Raw genomic sequence first — 24201 nt, forward strand, 5'->3', positions numbered from 1 at the left:
AATTATTTGATGTTTGTAATGCAAACAGTTTGTAATATTAGCTTTGTGAACTATATTTGTATCAATATCTAATGCAGATGCTAGAAGAAGATAAAGAGTTTTATGCTCTTATTGGAGAGAATATAAGGAGGGTGCGTGAGGAGGCAAATCTCAAGCAGGAAGCATTTGCAAATATGTTCGGCTTATCTCGTGCATCTATTGTCAATATTGAGAAGGGGCGCCAAAACCCAAGTCTTTATTTTGTAGTAAAGATTGCTGTTACCTTGAATATCAAGATTGAGAAAATACTTGGTAGTACCTATAGCGTAAATGACAATGCTCCAGATGATGGACTTTCTCATTCCTTCGAGAGGAAGATTTCTCAACTACAAACGGATCAATTCAGGAATCCGGAAACAATCAATAAACTTAGAAGTTTTTTAATAGAAAATATCTCTAAATAAAAGCCATGTACAACAGAATAGAAAATCAAGCTATTTCTATTTTAAAAGAACTGGATATTAACACTTTGCCGATACCTATCGAGGATATTGCGAAGAGAAGGGGAGTGCAAATTAAACCTTATGATTTAGGTGAAGATGTTTCAGGTGTATTACTTATTGATAAAGATAAAAGTGTAATAGGGTATAATCCTACTGAATCAGTAGTAAGACAAAGATTTACAATTGCCCATGAGTTAGGCCATTTCGAATTACATCGAAAGTATTCTGAGTTATTTGTAGATAAAGATAAGCCTCTCTTTAGAAACCAAGACTCAAGCACAGGTGAATTTAAAAGAGAAAAAGAAGCTAATGCTTTTGCTGCAGCTATATTGATGCCTGAACATTTAATACAAAAAGTAGCAAATAACCTTGGATTAAATTTTATTGATGAAGTAGCTATCAAACAACTAGCTAAAATTTTCAATGTTAGTCAACAAGCAATGACGATTAGATTGACTAAGTTAAATTTATTTTGGTAATTATTTTATTGATTAGATTTGCTAATTATAACCTCTGAGGCTGATATTCTAAGATTATCGGAGATTTTTAAATGCAAATCGAAAATTTTGAAATTCTCTTCAATTAGTAAATGAAAGGCATCTTAAAAGCCCCCACCTCCAGCAATTGATTCGCAGTTAATATATCTAATTTTTTCTTATTATCTCTAGATAATTTTGTCTTAAAACTATAGAATAACCCATTGTCTTCTTCAATAGTTGAGGTATTCATATGTATGCTCCTTTTCTTAGCATTTAACCAGGCAGCTTATGGTGGCCTACATGTTCCCTATAGATTTTTGCGTGTAAGCGGTCCAGTAACCTGAATTGCACCGTATCCTTTTCCACTATTTTGATCATCTGCCAATGCTTGCCCCAAGAGTTCCGCTACTTCTCCTAGGGTGTGCCCCACCATTTTCCTAGGCTTCCACAATACTGGTTAGAACACGAAGCCAAATACGCCCCTGATGGTCTGCCAGCCTTGCCTCCTTCCCAGAAAGAGACCAGGTACTATAGGGAAAAACCCAAGAAAACATATAGGTTGGCGGAGTGTAGCAGGTCCCCTTCCACCAAATCATCGACGGCCCGGAGTGGTACCTGCGAATTGATCAGAAATCGCTCCTGGGGGGAAGGTCATGCTCCTGACTGAAAAGAGGGAGGCTTCCTAACGAAAGTCTCCCCTCACGTGTTAACTTACCCATAGGCTCTGGCGGAAAAATCCATACGGTGTAATTCAAGGGGGATCCGAATAGATCATTTGCCCTTTAAGGTAGGGAATTTATGGACGATAGGAAAATCACTTTAATGTTGGTAAGCAGACAATGTGAATGAGAAGTGGAACCCTAGGTATTCGTTGACGGCTATGATATCTGAGCAACATCCTGCAATCCTCAATTCATCGAAAATCTCCGGATCCGGGTGGGAATAGTGTGACAGAGCCCAATGGTGTATGCCATAATTAATAAATTTTCTTGCCGACCTGTTTACCCGTGTGAACAAGTTCCTGTTGGCATTTTTCTTCGAGCCGTGGTGTGGGATCTGGAAAAGCCAGAACCGTTGCCAGTACGCTTGGTACCGATGGAAAAATGCGTCCACTTCCGTTTGGTGCAGTAAGAATGAATCTGAGGTAAGAAGGCAGTTAGGGAAAAAATCTCTATCATAATACGGTTCGTAATCACCATGGAAACTATGGTAGGGAAAGAGGTTATGTTCAATCCTTGTCTTGTTGGTGCCGTCAAATTTTTGGATCAGTCCTGTCCTTCTTTGATAATATAAACCGTCCGCCTGCCCATGGGGCAGTAATGTTGCCGCCAAGCTTTCGTAATAGGTTGGGTTCAAATGGAGCATGGAGAGGGCTGTGGTGTTTAAGTTCTCAGCGTCCTTTGCCAGGATTTCCAGGTCAGCTGCAAATACGGTAATCGCTGCCCAATAGATCTTTTTCCTTAAAGTGGTCCCTCCTCTCAAGCTCCTCAGCTTCTCCAGGATTTCCTTTTGCACAGCTTCAGGGGAGGAACCATTTTTGATGCCGAAATGGGCACAGAAGCGTTGGAAAATATCCTTATAAAAAACTCTTTCTCTTTTGGTGATCCGCCTTCTATAAAAGAGGAATTCCATCACGTTTACCCCCTCATTGATCAGGTGGATATAACCTTTTTCAGAGTCTTTTACTATTCTAAGCTGTTCAGAGACGGTCATTGCTTTAGTTCCAAAAAAAACTCTATCCTTAGCGGTGGCTTTCCGGCCCAAGCTGCCGAAACCGAAGTCCATTCGGGGGGCATCGGTTCTCTCGGTATCTCTGCCCTTCCTGCCCGGGAAACCCTTTCCATCGCCGTCACTCCCTTCTGAGGCTGGCCGTGGGTCTCCTGTGACAAGGTAGACAGTTGAGTCTCCGTCCAAGTTCTCACGGAGAGTTCCCAAGGGGTCTAACACGAACTGAATAAAAAACGAATCTTCCCTTTCCTCGTCTGCAGGGGCAACCCCCTTCCTAAGGAAGTGCTTTAGGACGAGGAATAGCCTCTCCTCAAATAGGGTGAAGGGGAGAATGAGATGGTCCACTTTCACCTTTCTCTGCAGCAGGGTGCCGATTTGGTTGACATGGTCGCCGTCAAAATGGGAGACTACGAGCATGTCCAGCCTGCCGCTTGCCTCTAAGTAGTTTCGCCTGAAGGTGTCCGCCTCCTCATACCCAGCCCCTTTCGTCATGCTGCCGCAGTCGAATACGAATTTGAAAGGGTTTGAATTCCCTGTCTTGCCCTCTGCAGTGACAACTCCAGAATAGAAGAAACCCTGGCCTACTGGGTGGAGGGTGAAGCACTGCTTTAATAGATTTATTCTGGTATATGCCATTTCAATCGGTGTTGGATTCGTCTGCCTTCTCTTGAAGGAGATAGGGAGGTATGTCTAGAGCCTAGGTAGAGAGAGAATGCTTCTCGATGGCCGCTCTATCAATCTTATCTACGATTCCCGCCACATACTTTAATTTGGCGCAAATTTCATCAATAGGCATCCGGTGCTCCGTGTTGATAGGGTGACCGACCGGGAAATAGGCCAGGAATTTCTCATCCACCATGCCGTTCCTATGGGAGTAGAGGTGCCGTATCTGGAGCAGCCTCTCCAATTCCGTCTGCTCCCCTGGGCTCAAGGCATTGAGGTCTTTGATTTGCTGGTTCTCTTTGATGAATCCGGCGACGCTGCCCTTCTGAAGCTTGCCGATTTTCTGTTTGGCCCAGTAATGGACAAATTCCTGTAAGTCCGCGCAGTTCAATACCTCCGTGATGGTTACTTTCTGCTCAGATTTTAGCGTCTCGGGCTTGGCCAGGAAAATCTCATAGAGGAGATCGGAAAGGTAAGTCTCGAAGTTGTCCATGGCGGAGGAAAACAGGATGCGGTTGAGTATCCTGCCTTCCGGATTGGAGGTGGGCTCGAGGGGGGAGTCTGGGTACAGTATTCCCCCTAGGTCATTGAACATCCGCAGCGTACTTAAGTAATGGTCCAGGAATTTCGCCTTAGAACCGGTGGATGAGGCCTTATACCCATTGAATAGTGCATACAGATCCCCTACCTTACTGAAGCCGGTGGCTTCCATTGATGGGGAGGGGGCTCCTTGCAACGGCTTTTCCTGGGTGAGGGAACCCACTTTGATGAAGTGTTTTCCCTCTACATAGACCGTGCCCTCAGAAGTCCCCACCTGGATGAAAAAAAGCTGTTTCCCCTCCACCTGGATATAGTTGAAACTGACGTTTGGGCGCGGGGTGAGCATGTCCAGTGCTTTATGGGTGATGTCCAGCGCGTGGAAATCGCCGCTCAACCCTTTTACCTGGTTGGCACCGGCTCTCACCAAGACCCCCAGAAGGATTGTCCCTCCGAGGGTGTTGGCGAAGGAGGCCAACAACTGGGCAATAGTCTTCGAGGGGGGGAGCACCGCCTTGAGCTCCAGAGTCTCACTTCGCTGTTGGCTGATGAGCGCGTGTATTTGGTTCTTATCCATCCTTAGACAGGTATTCTGTTGAATTCAGTGCTCCGCAGCAGTTTGCCCAGTGTCATCTTCTCAGGAAGGTCGACCCCATTCTCGTACCAGAGTTCAGCCTCCTCATACTCCAGAGCGTCCATCTCCGCAGGATAATAGACGATGACCTCGCCGTTGTCAGACGGCCGGGTGATGATGTAAATATCCCGATCCCCCTTCCGTATACCCCCGATGATGCTCGGGGCAAGGTCCTCGCTATCAGTGCAGGTATATTCAGGCAAGTTGTTAAGATGCGCCAGTATGCGTGCCTTGGCCCGGGCGATTTTTTCCATCGCCTTCTGAAACATTTCCAAGGTGGGCGTCGATTCATGGAAAAATTGGGAAAAATCCCTTGTCTGCCTAAGGCGGGCCAACTCTTCGAGCGAGCCAATCCCCAAACTGGAGATGGTCTCCTCGGTTAAAGGCAGCGTCTGGGGGCTGTCCTGGCCCTGACCTTCCGAAGATGTGGGGACAGGCTCAATTTCCTCTGGAACATCTGGAAGGCTGATGTTCTCCTCCGTGAAAAATTCCCTTACCTCCTGGTTTTCTGCCCGCAGGAGGAACTCCAGCTGCCTGGCATAGCCTTTCACCCCCAGAAAAGAGCTCAACTTCTCCGCCAACTGCAGGAACACCTTGTTGCTGTTCCAGGGAGACGCCACAACCAGGACGCTGCCGTCTAAGTGCACATTGACGGATTTAGTCCAGTCCTGCCCGAAATGCACTGTCATCCTGTCCACCTCATACATCGTCAGGGATTCCACCCTTTCCTCTAGGCGGGAGGGTGCCACCTCCACCCCTTCAGGCTGGGACTTCTTTATCCATTCCCCCAGATAGGGAAGAATGGTTTTGAGCCTCTTCCGTAGGGTTACCGCCTGCCGCTGTCCTTCGGGCACCATCATTAGGTCACTTTGCCTTATTAGTCTGATCTGCAGCAGGGATAGCAGCCGTTCTAGGTTTGGGTGCTGGCTATTTTCCGCGCTCAGGTTCAGGAAACGGAATTCCCCTAGGAAGATGGCGGGGCTGCCGTCCAGGAAATAATGCAGGTCCGTGCAGGGAGCCAATTCCAGAGACGTGTCCGGCAGGCTGGCGGATCCAGCCCACTCCTCCAGCAGGGTTGCCTCTGCTCTACCCCAATGCCCGCACCTATCCAATAACAATCCGAACATCTCCTGTACCCTCTTTTTGTTCTCCGGCTTCAGTTTACCCTGCTCGGTTGTGTCCGCAGCGATTTTGGATAACAGCAGTAGGTAATCTCCTACCTTCATGACATCCCTGAATTTGAAGAATGACCGCCATTCTGGGGAAAGTTGTTCGCCGTTGAAAATGGGCAGGTAGCTTCCCCCTAGCTCCAGCATTTCCTCCGTGTTGAGGAAAACCTCAGAGGCGGGCAGGCATTCGCCGGTAAGGGTGGGGATGCTGGGGATATGGCGTACAAACCAATCAAGGTAACTTTGGACTTCGGTCCCCACGAGTTTCCCTCTGTGTCCTTCATCCCCCCAAAAGGCGGTGGCAGGGGCAATTAGGTCGAAAGGCTCCAAATTTTGGATCACGTCCGCCCAGAAAAGTTTGGCGAAAGGAAGCTCCTCTGTGTCCTTTATAAACAGAAGCGACCACAAGTTAGAGTATTCGTCAGGTTTGAAGGTCCTAACTAGGGGTTTGAATGACCTTTCAGGAGCGTCAAAGTACTCTTCCTTCATTCCGTAAGCTTGACGGAGTGCCGCCACCGACGTCTTGGCTTCGGAACCTATGAGTTCTATCCCCTCCCTTACGCCCATGAACTTGAAGAACCGTTTCCATTCCCCCTTGTCCGCCGAGGCGGGTAGGTATTTCTCACTGACATACATGTCTTCCAGTAGTATTCCCTCCAAGGGTAGCCTCGGGTGGTAGGCATTGGAGAAATAGCAGGAGGCGGCCGGCCTCATGGTCCCTTCCTGCGTCAGGATTCTTAGCTTGGAGAGCTTCTGGAAAAGCTCAGTATCAAGTTTATGATGGCTATAGAGATTGAAGATGTTGAGGATAGTGGGCAGGGTGTTTTCCACTGTCCCATACTTTTCCGGATCTTTTAGGATGTTTTTTTTGAGGAAGGCCTCATCCGTTCTTTCGAAGACCCCTAAACTTTCCACCCATTCCCGGAACGACTGGTTTTCCTGAAGCCAGACCTGGAGACCGGGGTGCAGAAATTGAATCTCGCTGTCGGGGCTGTTCCAATTTGAATCATCCGCCGTGGGGAAGTAAATGTCCGATGGTTTTTCCAAGGCCCCTTTGTGCGTGAGGAGAAATGGGGTCTTTTTCAGCAGCAGGTCCTGTACTTCCTTTGGCGACTCTTCGTCCCTGAGGGTTTTCAAGTGGAAAATGAGCTCTATGTTCCTTTCGGGCGTGACGCTGCTGGAATAGAACTCGGAGGAAAGGAAATCGGGCAGATCCGACCACTCGAAAACGGGCGCCCCCGCCCGCTTGAGGAGATGGCCTAACCCGGAATAGGCGGCAAAGGGGGAATCGGGGATCGACTCCCCTTCACCGCAATTCTGCCGGACGAAGTCGCGGATGGCATCCGGGCCTACAAATGGTTTTTCGGAAAGGAAGGTAAAGTCCACGATGGCCTCCTTCAGTTTTAGGAGCGTCCGGTGATCCCGGGCTAGGATAAAGGGCACAGATTCCTGAGCCTCCTCCACCCCTTCGTTGTAAGCAACGCTCAAAGACAGTAACGTGGGAGGACTGGCCGAAGACGGCTTTGAACCCGATGCCTTTGAACCCCGTCTTCTCTATCTGGTCTTTCTTGGTGCCGTCACGCACACCGCAGAGCGCCCTTACATCCCGGCTATCAAACGGTTTCCCGGTGTGGGCCACCACCAATGCCCCCTCTTGGAAGGTGATGCTCACCTTCACCTTTTGCCCCGGCTCGGCGGAATCGTCGGCATTTTGAAGGAGTTCGTAAATAAAACGCTTTGACTCGGTGTACAGATCACCTGACAGCGATTTAAGGGACTCCGCCTGGTTGATGGCCTGTTCCGGCGCGTTATAATTGGTATTGATCAAGTACTGTTTCCTAATCTCTTCTTTCAATGACATCATAGGGTGGGCGTTTACATCCTTCAGAGTTGGAAGGTAAGTAATTTTTAACAGTCTTTTAATCTGAAAATTCACATCCTATCGCCTGGCTGATAATGTCGGGGAATCCAACTAGGCATTCTTTTTGACCGTTAAAAAATTTATCTTTCCCAGCCCAAGCGATCGGCCTTTCTCCCGCGAAGAAGATATGGCTTGTCAGAACTTCAATCTATCCTATGCGAGGCGCGTCTCAAAGCATCCAATAGGATGGTATGTTATTAAAACTATGAGTGGAAACACCAATTTGCAGATAGTGATCGATGCCTCCACAAAGGACGTTTAATTGACCCAATCCATCACTAGCATCGGTATCAACAAAACAGAGCTCTTTATATTAGGACTTTCGCTTAGCAGCAATCGTACTATTTTCAGTAGGGAAAAGGATGTTAAGCAAGAAAGAATATGTCGAGTATCTATTGAGTATACCATTCAACTATACGTGTACGAACCTAGCCGCCCATAAAGAAGCGATGAGCCATAATGTGGTCAGTGATTTCCTGCAACGGGAACGGTTCACCCCCTCCCAGCTGTGGGATATCGTCAAACCCCATATAGAGGACTCGTCGACATCGGTCATCATCGCCGATAACAGCGTACAGGACAAGCGATACTCTAATTTCATTGAGTTGGTGAAACGGCAGTACTGGGGCAGCGTGCACGGCTTGGTAAAGGGCATCGGCCTGGTGAACTTCGTGCATTCCTCGGGCAACGACGGTGATTTCTTTCCTATTGACTACCGGGTGTATTCCCCTGAAACGGATAGAAAGACGAAAAACGACCATTTCCGAGAGATGTTCCTGCGTTTGGTCACCCACAAGCAGCTTAAAGCCAGAACCATCCTCTTTACAGTTGTTACGTCTCTGTCGGCAACCTCAAGCTCATCCACCGCCACGGCTGGACATTCTTCACCACACTGAAAAGCAACCGAAAGGTGAGCGTGAGCGGGGAAACAGGCTACCAGAGCCTGAGCGAGCTGGTCTTTGAGGGGCATACGCTCGTTGAAGGGCAGATAGTAAAGTTGAAAGAGGTCCCTTTCATTGTCAGATTGTTCAAGATAGTCTCCCCACACTGAGGCATTGACTGGGTCATCACCAATGACCTGGACCATTCTGTGAACCTGTTCGTCGCTGAGCTCAGAAACGACAACAGGTGGCAGATCGAGGATTTCCACAGAGGCTTCAAGCAACTCACCGGATCGGAGAAATGCCAGTGCCGCAAGGCCAGGTCACAGCGAAACCATCTGGCCTGTTGTTATCATGCCTGGGTTTCCCTGAAAATAAAAGCCAAACAACAGATTGCCAAAACCATGTACCAGGTCAGAAACGAACTCTTTAGAAACTATCTGATTCAACAGCTCAAAAAATCAACTATCAAAGCTATTTGACTTTAAGCGAAAGTCATATATATGTCTTCTGGATGTGGGAAATCCCAAGGCATATCGAAGAATCTGATTTTGAGTATCTGCAATCCAAGGTGTCCTATCTGGAAGGAATGATGTCTAATATTTTCCACTATCAGAGAAAATAAGTGGCTTCAGCAAACCCCTCGCCAAGCGATAGGACCTCCAGAAGGCTCTCGCTTTTATGGACCAGGAGGGCGTCAAGTGCCTGCTCGTCCACGAGATCTCTAGGCTTGGCCGAAACACGGCAGAGGTCCTGAACCTCTTGAAGATACTGGAGGGAAAAGGAGTTTCTGTCTATATCCACTACCTAGTCCTCACCTTCTCAGCGAAGGAAGACTCGAACCAAATCTTTACCACGCTAGAGATTACCATCAAAGTGGACCTTGCGAGAATGTGGAGCGAGGATCTGAAACTGAGCATCAAGTCGGGCATCCGCAATAGTAAGGCACAAGGGCTGCATTCTTGCCGGAGGGGCAACTCTACAGAGAACAGAGAAAATTTCCTAGGCAAGCACAAGGAAGTGATAAAGTATCAGAAACGGGAGGTGCTACAGCGAGATTACTAGGCTGACCGGGGTCCCGACCTATACCATCTCAAAGGTGAAAAATGCGCAGGCGCAGGCGTAGGGGTGACAGTCGTATTCGAGAAAGTTGTGTCTCTCAATTACAAGCCCCAAAAACTAGTAACGTACTTTGATTCGTGAGTCGGCAAATTGGGGCGGACTTAATACAAAAGTTATGGGTTTCTGCAAGACTTCATTCTGTCTCATAAAACGGCCGTTTTATAAAACAACAAAGTAAACGCTTGTCAAAGGCAAAAACCACTGGTTGCTTCTTTCTCCACTGTAATAACAATATTAGTTTACGAAAGAGCAACTATTTCTCCTCTCCGGATATTTGGACCTACGAAAACTCCGCCTGAAACATGTTCAACCCCATATAAGAAGCCATGTGCCGCCGCGTGCAGAGTCCAGAGCCAGCCAGGGGGAGCCGCCCGTGAGGGCAGGCGCCTGGCTGCGCGTCGGCCGGCCCGCAGGCACGCATAACAGGGGCTGCGGCTGGATTTTTTGCGGCCGAGCGCAACGGAGTGGAGTGAGGCGGCAAAGAAGACAGAGAAAGCAGCCGTGAGGAGCGGCGCAGCGTGTGCAGGCGGGCAAAGCAGGCGGGCCACGGCTGGAGCCCTCGGCGGAAGCGGTGGAACGGCTGCGGCAAAGCAAGGCCGAACGAGGCACGAGTGAGCCGCAGGGAAGCCTTGCTTTGTTGCCCGCCGGAACTAAGCGAGCAGCGCACGAACACCGCTTAACCTGCCAAGAACCTGTCAAACGGCAGTAGCCCCTGCCCTCTGGATGGACGGCTCCCGTTTTGCGGCTACTTTCCGGAAAACAGCTCGGAAACAGGCTTCAGTTGAAAAAAGAAAAGCCCCTCCGGGAAGGGAGAGGCTTTCTTATTTATGCGCAATACGCCAATCGGAGATGGGCATCACCTAAATGCCTAGAGCGCTCCGCTAACTCTACGAATAACGGGGTGGCAACTATTCCCATTGATTCCAGACAAGATCAATAGGATCTCGCCAAAGTCCCTTACCAACTTCTAAATGAACCACAGGTTCAAGAGATTTATCACTACCCAATAATACACCCAGAGGAACTATACGAATCTCTTCTTTCGGCACATCAGGCCCAGCACCTGAGAATACTTCCCACTCATCCGTTTCCCATCTCATTACCTCTGTAGATTTTTCTCCATAAAGAACCTTTAAGTTAGTTACAGCAGTTGAGTTTCGGGGAACAGGATAATCCCACTCCCGAACTAGCCACTGCCAAATTTGCTGAGAACCAACATCAAACTTCTCTGACATGTTGGGAACATCAATAGTGTTATGCTCTTTATCTGGCAGAATCTGCAAGAAGTTAATTACACTTTGATTATAATAATCAAACACGCCTAAGGCCACCAATTCACTCCAAGATCTGTCAACCTCTGAAAGTGAGAATGAACCTAATGAGTCAATTTTTATGTAGAAAGTTTGCTTACCTAAGCCCTTTTTAAGCTCTTCTACTGTTTGTTGTATAATAGTTACGACGCTATCTTTTGAATAGTACTCCCCACCAGCAAAAATAATTTCTGCCCCGAAGATTTCTTTGCATCCAATAGTATATGCAAATCTTGGCAAGTCTATGCCATTTACAATGGTTATGTGATACTCATCTTTCTCAATATTTGCTTGAACTATTTTAAAAAAATCTACTCTGTCTATCATACGTCTATATTAATATTACCACTACTGACCGTTCTTATGTACTAGTTTGTGACAGTCTGTGCAAAGATTAGCTGTATTTTCTTTAGTCGTAGCTCCTCCATCAGCATGTCTTTTAATATGATGCCCCTTAACGTCTTTTGCTGTGGCAGGAGTATCACATCCTTCACATTTTCCACCTCGCTCGTTCAGCATTTCTTGTTTTTCAGAATTCGACACGACTCTCTTTTTGTCTCTTTGCCCAGGAGGCACGGAACCTTTACCTTTTCCAGGGGCTGGTAGTTCAGACCCGTTCGGCATTTTAACCTTTGCCTCACTAACCTTATCGGCCACCCTCTTACCAGCTACCGCAACTTTGGCAACGGTCTGCTCAGTCTTATTAACTTTAGTGGCAGCGGCTCCAAGCTTAGCTATACTCCCTCCAGCTTTCAACACTGAAAGCCCTGAGGTCGCTGCACCAAGCGCTGCGCTCGCACCTATAGACCCCACGTCTACATCGGTCATCGCGTCTCCCAGGTCCTTACCCTGGATCAGGTTTGCCGCCACCTGGATGCCGTAGTCTGTGGCCGCACCGACAATTGCCCCAACTATGAAATTAGGCAGTTGCCCGTCCGGGTCTGTATGTGCCAGCGGGTTATTATAGACGTAGTGGTACGGCGTCCAGCTCTCCTGGTCTCCATCGTCAGCCTTAGGATCTATGGAGTGGAATCTGGCCATCTGCGGGTCGTACATCCTGGCCCCGTAGTCGAGCCAGTCGAGGCCCAGCTCGGTCTGCTTCTCCTTCCCGTTGTACTGGAACTACAATCCCGCTGCGCCACTTTCCGCCTTAAAAGCAACCGCCGCCTATAGCGCACTTCTTTTCAGAGAACGTCCGGCCCTAAAGCCTAGCCCTAAGATAGCGGTTTTATCTTCAGCTGTTTCTCCGGTTGAAAAAAAGAAGGGCTATAGTCCTTTAAGGAGTGACGCTATTTTGCCCGGCCGTTGCAGTACTCGTAACTCCGCATTCACTTGATTTAAGTCCACCGATAAATCCGGATCGCCGGGGTAATGCTGAAGCAGATATTTCAGGTAATTAATCTGCCATTTCTTTCTTTGTATTTCTTTTGCTCTGTTCATATAGCTTATACACCGGATTCTTTTTAAGTTGTGTCGGAAGGCAAAGTTTTTATCGTTTTCTTTTTGACCTGCTGTCTCAAGTTGGTTAGACGCTTACCCCCTGAATGCTTTTCTATTGCAGCGGATGGTATTTAGCGATCACGGCTTTTAGTTCTTCCAGCCCCGTCTGGCGGTATTTCTCCGTGGTGCCTGGCTTGCGGTGACCGGCGAACGCCTGCACCACCCGCAGGTCTTTCCCCGCCTTGAGCATGTTGGCCAGCACGCTCTGCCGGATGGTCGTCGGGTTCAGGTTGCGCTCCGGGAACAGCGGCTTGAACGTTTCCACCAGGTACATGACGCCCTCGCCGCTCTCCCGCTGGCCGCGAAGATTTACCAATAAATATTCCGTCTCGTTTTTCAGGAGCCTGGGCCGCACCTGGTGGATGTACTCGTAAAAGAGCATGACCTGCTTGGGCTTCAGGCTCAAGGTTCGGCTGTTGCTTTTGGGGGTCTCGCCCACGTAAACCGTCCCTTGCTGCAAGTCCACGTCATCTGTTTTCAGCCCGACCAACTCGCTTAACTTCAAGGCCTGGTAAACTAATAAGCTGATGATGACCTGGTTCTTTACCTTGGCCGCTTCATACCGTTCTTCCCTTTGTAAAAGAAGTTCGAGTTCTTCGGCTGTAAACAAGTCCTGGAGCTGCACGGGCAGGTCTTTGGCGTCCTTCAGGTTCAGGTAACGGCACGGGTGGCCGTCTCTCTGGCCGGTGGCAATCAGCCAGAAGTAATAAGCCTTGATGCTGTAGATTGTCCGGCTGACTGTCCTGGGGTTTGGGTACTTTTTGCGCAGGTAATCCACGTAAGGCAGCACATCCCGGTAAGTGGCCGCCCTGGCTTTTTCCTCCGATAGGTAAAGCAAGAACAGCTCGATGTCGTGCAGGTATATTTTCACCGTGGCCGGGGTGTGCTGTTCCAGTAAATACGCTTTCAGTTTACCGGTTTCCATAGGTTTGGCTCGCTAGGTATTTTTGACTGATGCGGGTGTAAATCTGGGTGCTCTCCAGGCAGTTGTGCCCCAGGAAGTCCCGTACCTGTTCCAGGCTTAAACCGCCTTCCAGTAAGTGCGTGGCGATGGAGTGGCGCAGGTGGTGCAGGCTGTAAGAACTTGGCAGCTCCGCTTTCTGGAGCAATAGCTTGAACTTGCGGCTGTAGTCCTGGCCCCGCATCCGCTGGCCGTAGTAGTTGAGCATGAAGGCCTGCTGGCTGTCTTCCGTTTGTTTCTGCAGATATTGGCTGCGTTCCTGGTAAAAGTATTCCTGCAGGTCTTGCGCTACCTGTTTGCCCATCGGCACCACGCGCCGCTTTTTGCCTTTGCCTTGCCGCACGTACAGAAGCTGGTTCCGGAACTGCACGTCGGCAATATTTAGTTGCTCGCCCTCCGAACGCCTTAACCCGCACCCGTAGAAGATACCCAGCAAAGCCCTGTCCCTCAGGCTGCCGCAGGCGGCGTAAAGCTGGTTGATTTGCTCTATGGTTAAGATTGCCCGCTCCGGTTGCGTGTGGCGGGGGAAGATCAGGCCACTGATGGGGTTGGATATAATGGTGCCCAACGTCTCTTGCCACTTGAAGAACAGCTTGAGCGCGTACAGGTGGCCCTCGACGGTGCTGCCGCTCAACAGTCCGCCCCGCTGCTGGTTGGGCCTTTCGAGCAGGTAATGATAATGCTCCTGGATGTGTTTGGGTGTGATGCTTTCCAGCTGCGTGATGCCCTGTTGTTCCATTTGGTGCAGGAACTCGCGCAGGCTGGCGGGTTGGCTTTCCCAGCTGGGTTGGTTGTAGCCCAGCCGCTGCAGGTGCCGGGAGAACTCCCGCACGTAGTTCTGATAGGTAGATGTATGAAGCGGCAGTCTTTTCATGGGCTTGTGCTTTTTCAGAACGCCGAACACCAGGGGCGTTTTCGGCCTTATTTTCGGATTTGAGCCCAAAAACGCACTTGCTGGCGTTCGGCCTGGTGTTCCGTGGCGTTCGGTCTCTTGTTTCTTTCGGTCGTACTTACAGGTTTTGCAGCTGGCCTTTCAGGTCTTCCTTTATCCGGGTGCGCAGGGCGGCCATGTTGTCCCAGTGGGCTATCTTATATTTAAAACCCCGGTTGGCGAAGCCGAACTGCTTTATGTATTCCAGCCCCACGAGGCGGCCGATGTAGTAGTGCTGCTGGGTCTTGCTCACGCCGGTGGCCGCCCTGACCTCGAAGCGGTTGAACTCGTAGTCCTTGCCCTTGGGCTGCACGAAGCTTTTTAATTGCTCGTAGAACTGCCGCAGCGAGCCGTCCAGCTCGTCCACCTTCAATAAGATACTCTCGAAGAGGATTTCGCAGGCGGTCTGCATGTCCTCTTTCTGGGTGATGAGTCTGCCCTGTCCGTCTTTCTGCCGCTGGTATTGGTTCAGGATGGTGACCTGCCGCACGATGCTCTGGTACATCTCGTTGAGCCGCCTGATCTTGTGCGCCTCCGGGGGCAGCTTTATCTTGTTGGCGTAGGGGTTGATCACCGGGCAGGGCTGCAGCAGCCGCACGCAGTTCTGGATAAAGTTCTCCGTTTCCCGTTCCTGTTTCTCGTTTATTTCCCCAGCCGCCCGGTTGTTCTGGTAACTGATCACCCGCTGGGTCTGCTCCCGGCTCTCGTCCACGGCGATCAGGAAACAGCGGCTGATGTTGTCCTCGTAGTACTCGCCCCTGGTGGTGCAGGAGAGCGTGGCCACGGGGCCGCGCACCGTTCTCTCGGCGGAGCGGATGTGGCCCTCCTCGGACTTTACCGAGGTGGAGCTGATCAGTATGTCGTTGCTCTGTAGCTCCCGAAGGGCAAGCTGCGCTTCTTCCTTCAGGCCGTCCACGTCCTCGAAGCAGAGGAGCTTGTTCTGCAGGTCGTATTCCCCGTAGTTGTAAAAGCTGCTCTCCGTCACCCGCGTGAACCGCTTCACGTCCTCGGGCGGCATCAGGGAACTGATTATCTTCAGGAGCCTGGTCTTGCCCGAGCCGCTGCTGCCCTGTATCAGGCCGTGCAGCGTCTGGGGCATCTTGTAGGAGGTGGCTATCACGAACAGGAATATCCGGTTCACTTCCTCGCCCGTCACGCCCGCCTTTCCTATCAGCTGGTTGAAGCGGCTGAGTAAGTCGGGCTGCTGCAGGAACCTAATGCATTCCTTTGCGCTGGCCTCGGGCACTTTGATGCTTTGCTTGGCGGTTGGGCTTTGGCCTTGCTGCAGGTACTGCTCGCGGTAAGCTTCCAGAAGGTTGGTGAGCTGCATCAGGTCTTGTTCAACTAGATCTCTCCGGCTGCCTAAAATTTCGGTGGCGGTTTCGGCTACTTGTTGCAGCTGCTTGTACTCGTACAGGTCGAGTTTGCAGCGGTAGTCCCGGTGGCCGCTGATGATCTGCAGGGCTATCTTCAGGCTGTCCAGCTGGGGCTTTACGCCGCCCTTCACCGCGTACGTGGCCGCAAGGCCCGTGAACATTATATTATTGGGGTTGCCGGTGTTGAGGACATATTCCGGTTGCTGTTTTTGGCCTGTTTCCGGAAAAACGGGCGATAAACGCCCTGCCGCCTTTTCTTTTTCAACTGACTTTTCAACTGAAAAAAGAAAGGGGGTTCTCTCGTTTATCAGCTGCATTAATATTTCCGGCTCGTGGCCCTGCAAGAGGCTGTTCACGTCCTCTTTCTCCGGCGTCTGGACAACCGATATCTTTACCTGGGGCAAGTCCCGGTGCAATAAAACGGCATATTTACTCACGGCCTCTTGCCCCGCCTGGTCGCCGTCAAAGTAGAAGACAAGCTCCTCCAGCTCCGGTAAATCTTTGATGGCTGCCTGGTGCTCCGTCGTTAAGCCGTTGGTGCCGTAGCCGGACAGTACTGCAAACTGTTCCGTAATAACTGTTTCCTGTTGCAGAAGGCTGGCCGCGTCTATGATGGCTTCGGTTAAGATTAGCTTTTTCGTGCCTGGCTTTGGGTAGCCCGGGTACAGGCCCTCCCGGTTGGCCAGATAGTAATGCCTCTGGTCGGACTCGTTCACCGTGCTCCTGAAGTACAGGCCGGTTATCTTGTCGGCCCTGCTCCTGAGCGCGAACACCAGGCAGTACTTGCCGAACACGCCGTACGCCTTCTCGCCCGTCTTGGCCGTCAAGCCCCTGTCCTGCAGCAAACCTACCTCCAGGCAGCTCTTTATCAGAGCCTCGTCCCGGCGGCTGCCGTGGTGGAACTGGCCCGAGTTGTAGCCTATCTCCAGTCTGCCGTAATCCAGGTTTCTGCCTTTGATGTATTCCTGGGCGGGCTTTGAGTTGTGCACCGCGTTCCGGAAGTAGGTGAACATCTTCAGTAATACAGCCGCCTTGGTTTGCGGGGCGTCTCCGCTGCTGTTTCCCTGCAGCATGGCCTTGGCCTTCTCTATCGCCTCGTGCTTTGTGCAGCCTTCCTTGTGGAGGATGAAGTCGATCACGTCCAGGCTCTTGCCGTGCGTTTTGCAGTTGCTGGAAAAGCAGTAGGCCGTGTGGGTTTTGTAGTAGAGCTGCAGGCTCGGCGTCCTGTCCTCGTGGAACGGGCAGCGCAGCCGCTGGTGCTTGTCGGGCTTCAGGCCGTAGTGATTGAGCACCTGGGCGAGCGTCAACTGGGCTTTAATGTCGGTGATCTCCATGGCGGGAAAAGGTAGTTGCTTATTTTTCTACCGTAAAGCTATTTACAAGTTTACATTTTAGCAACCATGTTATTTACTTTTCTTCCATATATTGCGTAAAGTTTACATATCGCCTATTTTTACGGTATGAGCTTAGCCGACAACATAAAGGCCATCCGCGAGGAGAAGGGCCTCAAGCAGATGGAGGTCGCCGCCCACATCGGCGTGGACAAGTCCACCTACAGCAAGATAGAGAAGGGAACCAGGGCCCTGACCGTGGACGAGCTCCAGAGGGCCGCCCGCCTCTTCGGCCTGACCACCGACCAGGTGCTCAACTACGACGGCGGCGTGCCGCAGGAGGTCACCGTCGAGGACAAGACCGCCGCCGAGCAGGTGCGCCTCATCTCCCAGCTCGACGAGGACGACAGGCAGACCGTCTTCAAAATCATCGACCGGATGCTCACCACCAAAAAATTCAAGGACTTCTTCCAGAAGAACGTCGCCGCACTTTAACCTACCGCCATGGAGACCGCTACCGCAAAACCACACATTGGCCGCAAGATCGGCCGCATCCGCGAGCTGCGCGGCATCAAGCAGGAGGCCCTCGCCCACGAGCTCGGCCTCAGCCAGCAGTCCGTCTCCCGACTGGAGGCCAGCGAGCACGTCGACGAGGAGACGCTCCAGAAGGTGGCCACCGTCCTGGGCGTCACCCCCGAGGCCATCCGCCGCTTCAGCGAGGAGGCCGTCTTCAACAACATCAACAACTTCCACGACAACTCCGTCCAGAACGTGTTCAACCCCATCGAGAAGATCGTCGAGCTTTACGAGCGCCTGCTCCAGAGCGAGCGCGAGAAGGTCGAGCTGCTCAAGGCAATGAACGGCAAGTAAACCAGCAACATTACCTTACAAACAGGAAAGCCCGGCCATAAGCCGGGCTTTCCTGTTTTCGGCCTTATTTCCCAAAACGAGGCCTAAAACGCATTGCTTCTGACCTTGCCGGGAGTGGGTGGGCCAGCGGCCCGCACGCGAGCGGCAAGGCTCGGGGGTGGAAGGGGGCGGAAGGCCCCCTTGGCCTCGCGCGTCGGCCATCCGGTCGCCACGCAGCGATGGCCGTGCCGTCCGAGGGCGGAGCGCAAGCTTTTGTCTTGCGTGCCGCCGCGTGCGGAGGCCAGAGCCAGCCAGGGGGAGTCGCCCGTGAGGGCAGGCGGCTGGCTGCGCGTCGGCTGACCCGCAGGCACGCATAAAATGGGCTGCGGCTGGGCCGCAAAGGCTGCGTAGCCTGTCGGAGCAGGATTGCGGAACAGAGGGAGCAGCCGTGAGGAGCAGCGCAGCGTGTGCAGGCGGGTAAAGCGCAACCGGCACGGCTGACGGCAGGAAGCGGTGCCGGTTGCGCGGCAAAGCAAGGCCGAGCGAGGCACGAGTGAGCCGTAGGGAAGCCTTGCTTTGTTGCCCGCCGGAACTAAGTGAGCAGCGCACGAACACCGCTTCAACCTGCTTGGACGTTTCCAATGGTAATGGCTTATGTTCCCTGAATGGCGGTGCGTTTTTGGGCTCTTTTCAGGAAAACAGTCTATAAACGTAAGCCCCTGTGGAAAAAGAAAAAGCCCGCTCTGGAAGGAGACGGGATTTTTCTTATTTTCTGCTTAGCTAGATAGGTAATAAATTGGCTCACTAAATATATAAATCTTTAAATATATAAATAAGCTTGCTGCAACGAAAACTGCTATTAAGCTTACCGCTTTGTTATATGACGTAAAATAGCTTCGAAGCAGTAAAAACCTAAGCACCAAAGATATAAAATCATAAATAACAACCCCTTCATCTGGTGCTCCACCATAACCAACCATGTATCCATCTTTTATCAGCAAAAGCCTAATCAGCCAGATAACTAGTTCAATTATTACGAAGACTTTCTGAAAATTTCTATTATCGGATCGGAAGGCTATAAAAATTAAAATGGCTGATTCCAGAAAAAACAACAGTTGGTACCTAAAGACCAAGCTGTTCGTATTTATCCCATATTTAACAGCATCAATACCCCTGCTGGAGGAGTAAGTAGTATAGTCAAGTCCAAAAATCAGACCTATTAGCAACCAGAGCAATAGAATTACAAACAGTGCTTTTTCCTTTCTCATCGTTCTAGCGCTTACGTTTTATCTCTTTCACTCTTTCTCCTGTATCATAGGTCTTTCGTGTAGCCCCAGCAGGAATAATTCTTTTGCTGCCATAATCTGTTCTTATTTTCTTCTCTCCAAATGCTACTCGTGTTCTATTTTCTGTTTCTACAGCTCTCCTTTCACCTTTCTCACGAACAGTAGAAGGATTGTTTTCTTTTTGATCTTTTGCAACTGTTCCATCTGCAAAATCTTTTGCATGTCGAAGTTCATGGGATAAGGTGAAGTGTGACTTAGATTCCACTCCTCCTATATCTGCACCATTAATTTGGGAATATTCTAAAGTAATAATTCCTCCAGAAATTTTTTGATTTGTCCCTGACGCTAATACGTGGTCTGTACTTCCGTCCATGCCTACAAGCTCCTTTAAACTACCTAATATACTACTAGCTTCCGACACCACTACAAGACAATTACAATCCTTTTCTAGAAATTGAAGCATAGCTGCTCCTTCTTTTGTTTGAGCAAGGTTTGCCCTATCTAAATTATACTGTTTTTTGAATTCCTCAGAGCCATTGACTACGACCGAATCACCATTGACATCAATATACTTGATTGGATTATTTAGCGTGTAGTGGTAGGGTGTGTTATCCATGTACTTCTCGGCGAACCTGTCTTGGGTGTGGAACCTCCCTATCTGCGCGTCGTACATCCTGGCCCCGTAATCGAGCCAATTTAATCCTAATTCTTCCTGTTTTTCTTTCCCGTTGTACTGGAACCTGTGGTCCGGGTTCCCCTGCCTCTCTATGCCGGCCAGGTTGAGCCCCCACGGGTCGTAGTGGTTCTCCTGCACCAGTTCCGGCTCACTCGCCGTCACCTCGATGTCGTCGAACCACAGGCCCATGGGCTCATAGCTCACCACTGAGACCTCCGCGAAGCCGTCCTCCTCGGCAAGGTAACCAATTTTGAGTTCCTCCCAGCCCCCCTTCGCCGCCTCCGTCACCGGCCTGTGGCCCGTGGTAACGAGGGTGGAGTCCCTCCTGTACACGCTGTACACCAGGAACGCCTTGGGGCCCTTTTTGTTGCCCCCCCTCAGCAGCGGGGCTATCGCGATGCCCGCCCCCAGGTACGGCGCATACTTTTTCGCCTGCGGCTGGGCTCCGTCTCCTGTTACGGCCGCGGTGCCCGCCCCGCCCAATCCGGCTATCACCACAGGGGCGACCTGTGCCAATACGCTCTTTCCGTCCTCCTCCTTGGCGTACATGGCGCGGGCCACCGCCCTGAGGCTGTCGCCCGCCTGCAGCGCCACCCTGGCCGTTGGCCCCAGCCGCCGCCCGTTCGGGCCCAGCAGCGCCGCGTGGCTCCCCGAGAAGGCCCTAGCCCTGTCCAGGTGCCGCGTCTCGGCCACCTGCGTGAAGGACTCCTCCTCCCGCCCGGCCTGGCTCGGCTCCATGGTGGCCGCCATGGTGGTCGTCTGCGCCTCGGCCACGCTCACCCTGAGGCTGCCCAGGTGGTCCCTGAGGTGGTACTCGTAGCGCCACTTATGGTCTTTGCCCGGCGTGTGCAGCGCCCGCCCCTCTGCCGTGTGGGCGAAGCGGAGCGTGTCCCGCTCATAGACGAAGCCGCCCGCGTAGTCCGTCACATGGATATAGCTCTTGGTTGCATCGTGCACCTCCTTGCGGAGCTTCCGCCCGTCGGCAGTGTAGGTGTATTTGATGTAGCCCTTGGTCGGGCCCATGTGCACGGAGTCCGGCAGGTTCAGCAGGTTGTAGCGCACGTGCCCGATCTGCTTGTTGGCGTCCGACACCATGTTGCCGTTGGCGTCGTAGCCGTACTCCCAGGCAGCGGTGCCGAGGTTCTTCCCGCCGCCGTCGCGGAAGTCCCCCGCGTCCCCCGCGGCCGCGGCGGCGTCGTCAACGGCCCTGAGGCGGTTGCCCGCGTAGGCGTACCTGAGGCTGTCCACCTGCCCGTACTGGGGTGTGGTCTGCGGGTCGGTCAGCCCCTTGTTGGTCATGCCGTTGCGCCGCATGCCCAGGATGTTGCCGTTGGCGTCGTAGGTGAGCCCTGTGACCGAGAAGCGCCCCTGCCCGCCCGCCAGCCGCTCGCCTGTCCAGGCGGTGCCCTCCAGGGCGCGGTACTCGGCGCCCTGGAGGCGGCCGGCCCTGTCGTAGCCGTAGGCGTAGCCCCGCTGCGCGCGGTCGGTGCCCGTGGCCCAGACGGCCTCGGCTATGTTGCCGTTGAACTGCGCCGCGGAGAGCCCCATCCCCAGCCCCCGGTCGTAGCGCAGCTCCATCCCGAACCTGTCGTTGGCGTCATCGTTGTGCTCCCCGTCGTCCGAGAGGGAGGCGTTGTTGATGTGGGTGAGCCAGCCCCTGATGTTGTAGCGGAAGTCCACGCTCTGCAAAAAGTGCAGGCTGTCGCGGCTGTGCAGGCCTTTGTCCGCCAATTGCCCCAGCGCGTTGTAGCGGTGGCGGGCCAGCAGCACCTCGGGGTCAGAGTCCATCCCCTGCCACTGCTCCGTGAGGCGCCCTGCGTGGTCGTAGGCCATGCGCCCCGCCGTCACCACGGTTTTATTGGAGGTCACGTGCGTGGCCAGGGTCTCCAGGGGCTTGTCTGTGAAGTCGTAGGTGGCCGTCTGGCGGTCGTTGCCGCCCAGGTGGTTGTCCGCCAGGCTTTGGATGACCCGGTAGTCCCTGTCGTAGAAGTTCACGGAGGTGAGCCACTGCCGGCTCCCCAGCACACGCACCCTTGAGCCCGTCACCTGCCCGCGCACCCGCGTGTTCCTATCAGACTCCTGGAGCCCAAGCTCCGGGGTGAAGCTCTTGCCAGATAGGGCCTGGTAATCGTAGCGGTCGTAGTAGGTGATGGTCAGCAGGTCATTCTCCTGCACCGCGGGGAAGGACCTGTCCAGGGTGAAGCCGGCGGGGCAGTTCAAATCAGGGCCCTCCCAGTTCTCCCTGCCCGCCTGCGCCGGGTAGGCGTCGGCCCGCGCCTGCATGCCCGCCCTTCCGGTGGTGTCTGCCAGCTCCCCCGTCATCACGGGGCGCCCCAGCGCATCGAACTTGGTGAAGGACCAGCGCCCTCTCTGCGCCTGCAATGCGTCCCGCTGCAGCACGGGCTGGTCCAGCCGGTTGTAGACGGTTTCCACGGGCCCCGCGCCCGGCACCTGCTTCTCTACTAACCTGCGCAGTCCGTCGTAATTGTAGCGGAAGCACCACTGGCCAGTGAAGGTAGCCGTCAGCGTTATCTTCCCGTTCACCGCCGCCGGAAGCTTGCTCCGGTACCCCTCTGGCTGTATCACCAACCGCAAGTCGCCAACATTGTCGTAAATATAGTGGGTCACTAAGAAACCGTCGTCATTGGCGGTGTCCGCCACTGCGTAGGACTCCTGCACCTTTTTCTTCACTACCTGTCCCTGTTTGTCTTGGTAGATCAGCGTCATGGTTCCATGCTCGTCGCGCGTCTGGGTCACGTAAAGCTGCCCGGCCCCGTAGAAACCAGTCGAGGAAACGGTTCTGGTAGTGTGATCAAATTTCCAAAGCCGGACCTCGGAGGAGCCGTTAGCCTGCTCTCTCGTTTTCACCGTCCGGTCTTGGCTAGTCTTGACCTTCACCCCATCGGGTTGCCAGGCACCCCCCGGAGCGCCCTGTTTTTCCAATTTCCCCAGCGGGGATGCCTCGTAAACCGACACGGCATACGGTGCACTGTCCTTAGGGGTGAGAGGATCGGGGTTAGATGGGGCGTAGAAGGCGGACTGCTCTGAGACCGCGCCCGGCCTGAGCCGCCCCGTGGCCAGGGAGGTATAGGGAAGGTATTGCCGGTTTGGCCGCCCGAAGGCATCATATGTTGTTGTTGTCACAATGTCCATAAGGGACGGGGAAGCTTGGACGGCGACCGATTGCTTAGGTCTGCCCAGCCCATCGAAATAATCCACCTTCATCAGCGCGTCCTTCGCCGGTAGCCTACTTATCAGAGAAGTGTCAATTACCCCTTCCTTAAGTAGAGTGTAGGAGACGATATAGTTCTCGTTCTCCTGCAGTTGCCTTGTCGCCGACACGGTGATGGACTTCGTCTCTGGGCATCCGTTCTTAAAGCCGGTGACCGTGTAGGTGGTAGTCGCTGTGGGGGTCACCGTGACAGATGCAGAGGTGGCCGAAAACCCAGAGACAGAAGTCCAGGTATAGCTGTCGGCCCCAGAGGCAGTCAACTGGGCTGGGGCACCGGGAAGGATGGAGACGTCGGGGCTTGTCGTGAGGAAGGCCGCCTGGGCAGAGGAGATTGAGAGGCTGAAGCTCCCCGCGCTGTTGCCCGAACCCTCCACCACCGCATAGTATTCACCAGAGGAAAGCTGCTGACGAAGTGAGGCCTGTGTTGTTGGGCAGGCCGGACCGTTATCGTCCTTGGAGGCGATGGTGTTACCATACTGGTCCAGAAGGTGCAAATATGTATTGAGACTCGTCCCTGCACCGCAAGTGGAAAGCGTCACAAGGGTGGGGGCTGTCACAACAAATTTGTAGAACACATCATCACTGGGTTGGTTCCCCTGCCCGGCAAAGTAATTACCGAACCCACTCTGCGGTATATTGTTGCCCTGCCGGCTGACAGCGGGTGAACAGGCGCCGAACGAGCCGATAAAAATTGCGCTTGATTGGCTTGCGCCTGGGGTGGAAGGCGAAGAGGGGTAACTTACCGTCACCTGAAACTCATAGTCCTGCTTGGTGTTTACATCATAGTAGTAGACAGAATGGACACCCGGATCAGTCCAAAGGACCTCCACACTATGCCACATCGGGTCACTGTAGTTATAATGTTCCGCCCCAGCCGTTCCCCCTCCTGAGATGGAGTATAACCCTGCAGGGATAAACATGAAGTCCCAAGGCAATGTAAATGTGTAGGTGTGAGTCTCCCCTGCCTTTACCTGGGAGGGACCGTAGAGGTATTGCCCCTGGGAGACCTGCGGCAGTAGCAGAAGGAGCGTGGCCAATAAGAACCAGAAGGGAGTCCAAGGGGTTTTGCCAGGCTGCCGAAGGGCACCAATGGCTGTCGGTGGGAAGGAAAAAAGCATATAGATTTTCAGAGG

Annotated in this window: 15 protein-coding genes and 3 pseudogenes; 6 read left to right on the top strand and 12 right to left on the bottom strand. The window is 52.5% G+C overall.

Annotated features, from left to right (window positions below):
* Nucleotides 1-77 precede the first annotated feature (77 nt).
* Nucleotides 78-443 carry a helix-turn-helix transcriptional regulator gene (locus tag FHS90_RS08590; protein WP_182512730.1) on the top strand — a complete coding sequence of 122 codons (366 nt, stop codon included), beginning with the start codon at nucleotides 78-80 and terminating at the stop codon, nucleotides 441-443.
* Between the two features lie 5 nt (nucleotides 444-448).
* Nucleotides 449-961, top strand: a complete 513-nt coding sequence (locus FHS90_RS08595; RefSeq protein WP_182512731.1) for an ImmA/IrrE family metallo-endopeptidase — start codon at nucleotides 449-451, stop codon at nucleotides 959-961.
* A gap of 819 nt (nucleotides 962-1780) precedes the next feature.
* On the opposite strand, the gene FHS90_RS08600 is transcribed toward FHS90_RS08595, so the two are convergent.
* The 4 genes from FHS90_RS08600 to FHS90_RS08615 all read right to left on the bottom strand — a co-directional run bounded on the left by FHS90_RS08600 (nucleotide 1781) and on the right by FHS90_RS08615 (nucleotide 7556).
* Nucleotides 1781-3325 (bottom strand): ComEC/Rec2 family competence protein, encoded by a 1545-nt coding sequence (locus FHS90_RS08600; protein WP_182512732.1) that lies wholly within the window; start codon nucleotides 3323-3325, stop codon nucleotides 1781-1783.
* Between the two features lie 61 nt (nucleotides 3326-3386).
* Complete coding sequence (locus FHS90_RS08605; RefSeq protein WP_182512733.1) at nucleotides 3387-4466, bottom strand: AlbA family DNA-binding domain-containing protein; 1080 nt, start codon at nucleotides 4464-4466, stop codon at nucleotides 3387-3389.
* Between the two features lie 2 nt (nucleotides 4467-4468).
* Nucleotides 4469-7078 carry a hypothetical protein gene (locus tag FHS90_RS08610; protein WP_182512734.1) on the bottom strand — a complete coding sequence of 870 codons (2610 nt, stop codon included), beginning with the start codon at nucleotides 7076-7078 and terminating at the stop codon, nucleotides 4469-4471.
* The gene (locus tag FHS90_RS08615) at nucleotides 6999-7556 is read right to left on the bottom strand and encodes a sacsin N-terminal ATP-binding-like domain-containing protein (RefSeq protein WP_182512735.1); all 558 of its coding nucleotides are present in this window, start codon (nucleotides 7554-7556) and stop codon (nucleotides 6999-7001) included. Before FHS90_RS08615 ends, FHS90_RS08610 begins: the two co-directional genes overlap by 80 nt.
* 419 nt (nucleotides 7557-7975) lie before the next feature.
* Here FHS90_RS08615 and FHS90_RS22845 point away from each other — a divergent pair.
* Nucleotides 7976-8976 (top strand): annotated as a pseudogene (locus FHS90_RS22845) (IS701 family transposase).
* 190 nt (nucleotides 8977-9166) lie between these two features.
* Nucleotides 9167-9559, top strand: a pseudogene (locus FHS90_RS08625) (recombinase family protein); the annotation flags it as partial.
* 965 nt (nucleotides 9560-10524) lie between these two features.
* On the opposite strand, the gene FHS90_RS08630 reads toward FHS90_RS08625, so the two are convergent.
* From FHS90_RS08630 to FHS90_RS08650, 6 genes and pseudogenes are all read right to left on the bottom strand, one after another.
* Nucleotides 10525-11253 carry a DUF4262 domain-containing protein gene (locus FHS90_RS08630; RefSeq protein WP_182512737.1) on the bottom strand — a complete coding sequence of 243 codons (729 nt, stop codon included), beginning with the start codon at nucleotides 11251-11253 and terminating at the stop codon, nucleotides 10525-10527.
* Nucleotides 11254-11274: 21 nt separating this feature from the next.
* A complete protein-coding gene (locus FHS90_RS22735; protein WP_343049645.1) occupies nucleotides 11275-11754 on the bottom strand; it encodes an HNH endonuclease signature motif containing protein in 480 nt (159 codons plus the stop codon).
* Nucleotides 11755-11865: 111 nt separating this feature from the next.
* Nucleotides 11866-12036 (bottom strand): annotated as a pseudogene (locus FHS90_RS22600) (RHS repeat-associated core domain-containing protein); the annotation flags it as partial.
* A gap of 442 nt (nucleotides 12037-12478) precedes the next feature.
* On the bottom strand, nucleotides 12479-13351 hold the full coding sequence (locus FHS90_RS08640) for a tyrosine-type recombinase/integrase (protein ID WP_182512739.1): 873 nt from the start codon (nucleotides 13349-13351) through the stop codon (nucleotides 12479-12481).
* Nucleotides 13338-14261, bottom strand: coding sequence for a tyrosine-type recombinase/integrase (locus FHS90_RS08645; protein ID WP_182512740.1), 924 nt, complete (start codon nucleotides 14259-14261; stop codon nucleotides 13338-13340). Before FHS90_RS08645 ends, FHS90_RS08640 begins: the two co-directional genes overlap by 14 nt.
* 136 nt (nucleotides 14262-14397) lie before the next feature.
* Entirely contained in the window at nucleotides 14398-17028 is a 2631-nt protein-coding gene (locus tag FHS90_RS08650; protein WP_182512741.1) for an MTBMA_p00010-related P-loop-containing protein, read from the bottom strand.
* Between the two features lie 126 nt (nucleotides 17029-17154).
* On the opposite strand from FHS90_RS08650, the gene FHS90_RS08655 reads away from it, so the two are divergent.
* The gene (locus FHS90_RS08655; RefSeq protein ID WP_182512742.1) at nucleotides 17155-17520 is read left to right on the top strand and encodes a type II toxin-antitoxin system RelB family anti-toxin; all 366 of its coding nucleotides are present in this window, start codon (nucleotides 17155-17157) and stop codon (nucleotides 17518-17520) included.
* Between the two features lie 9 nt (nucleotides 17521-17529).
* A complete protein-coding gene (locus FHS90_RS08660; RefSeq protein WP_182512743.1) occupies nucleotides 17530-17895 on the top strand; it encodes a type II toxin-antitoxin system RelB family anti-toxin in 366 nt (121 codons plus the stop codon).
* Nucleotides 17896-18650: 755 nt separating this feature from the next.
* On the opposite strand, the gene FHS90_RS08665 is transcribed toward FHS90_RS08660, so the two are convergent.
* The gene (locus FHS90_RS08665) at nucleotides 18651-19142 is read right to left on the bottom strand and encodes a hypothetical protein (protein WP_182512744.1); all 492 of its coding nucleotides are present in this window, start codon (nucleotides 19140-19142) and stop codon (nucleotides 18651-18653) included.
* Between the two features lie 4 nt (nucleotides 19143-19146).
* Nucleotides 19147-24186 (bottom strand): DUF6443 domain-containing protein, encoded by a 5040-nt coding sequence (locus FHS90_RS22280; RefSeq protein ID WP_220483027.1) that lies wholly within the window; start codon nucleotides 24184-24186, stop codon nucleotides 19147-19149.
* Nucleotides 24187-24201 lie beyond the last annotated feature (15 nt).

Origin of the sequence: Rufibacter ruber (assembly GCF_014138425.1) — a bacterium.
In the GTDB taxonomy this organism is placed as follows: domain Bacteria; phylum Bacteroidota; class Bacteroidia; order Cytophagales; family Hymenobacteraceae; genus Nibribacter; species Nibribacter ruber_C.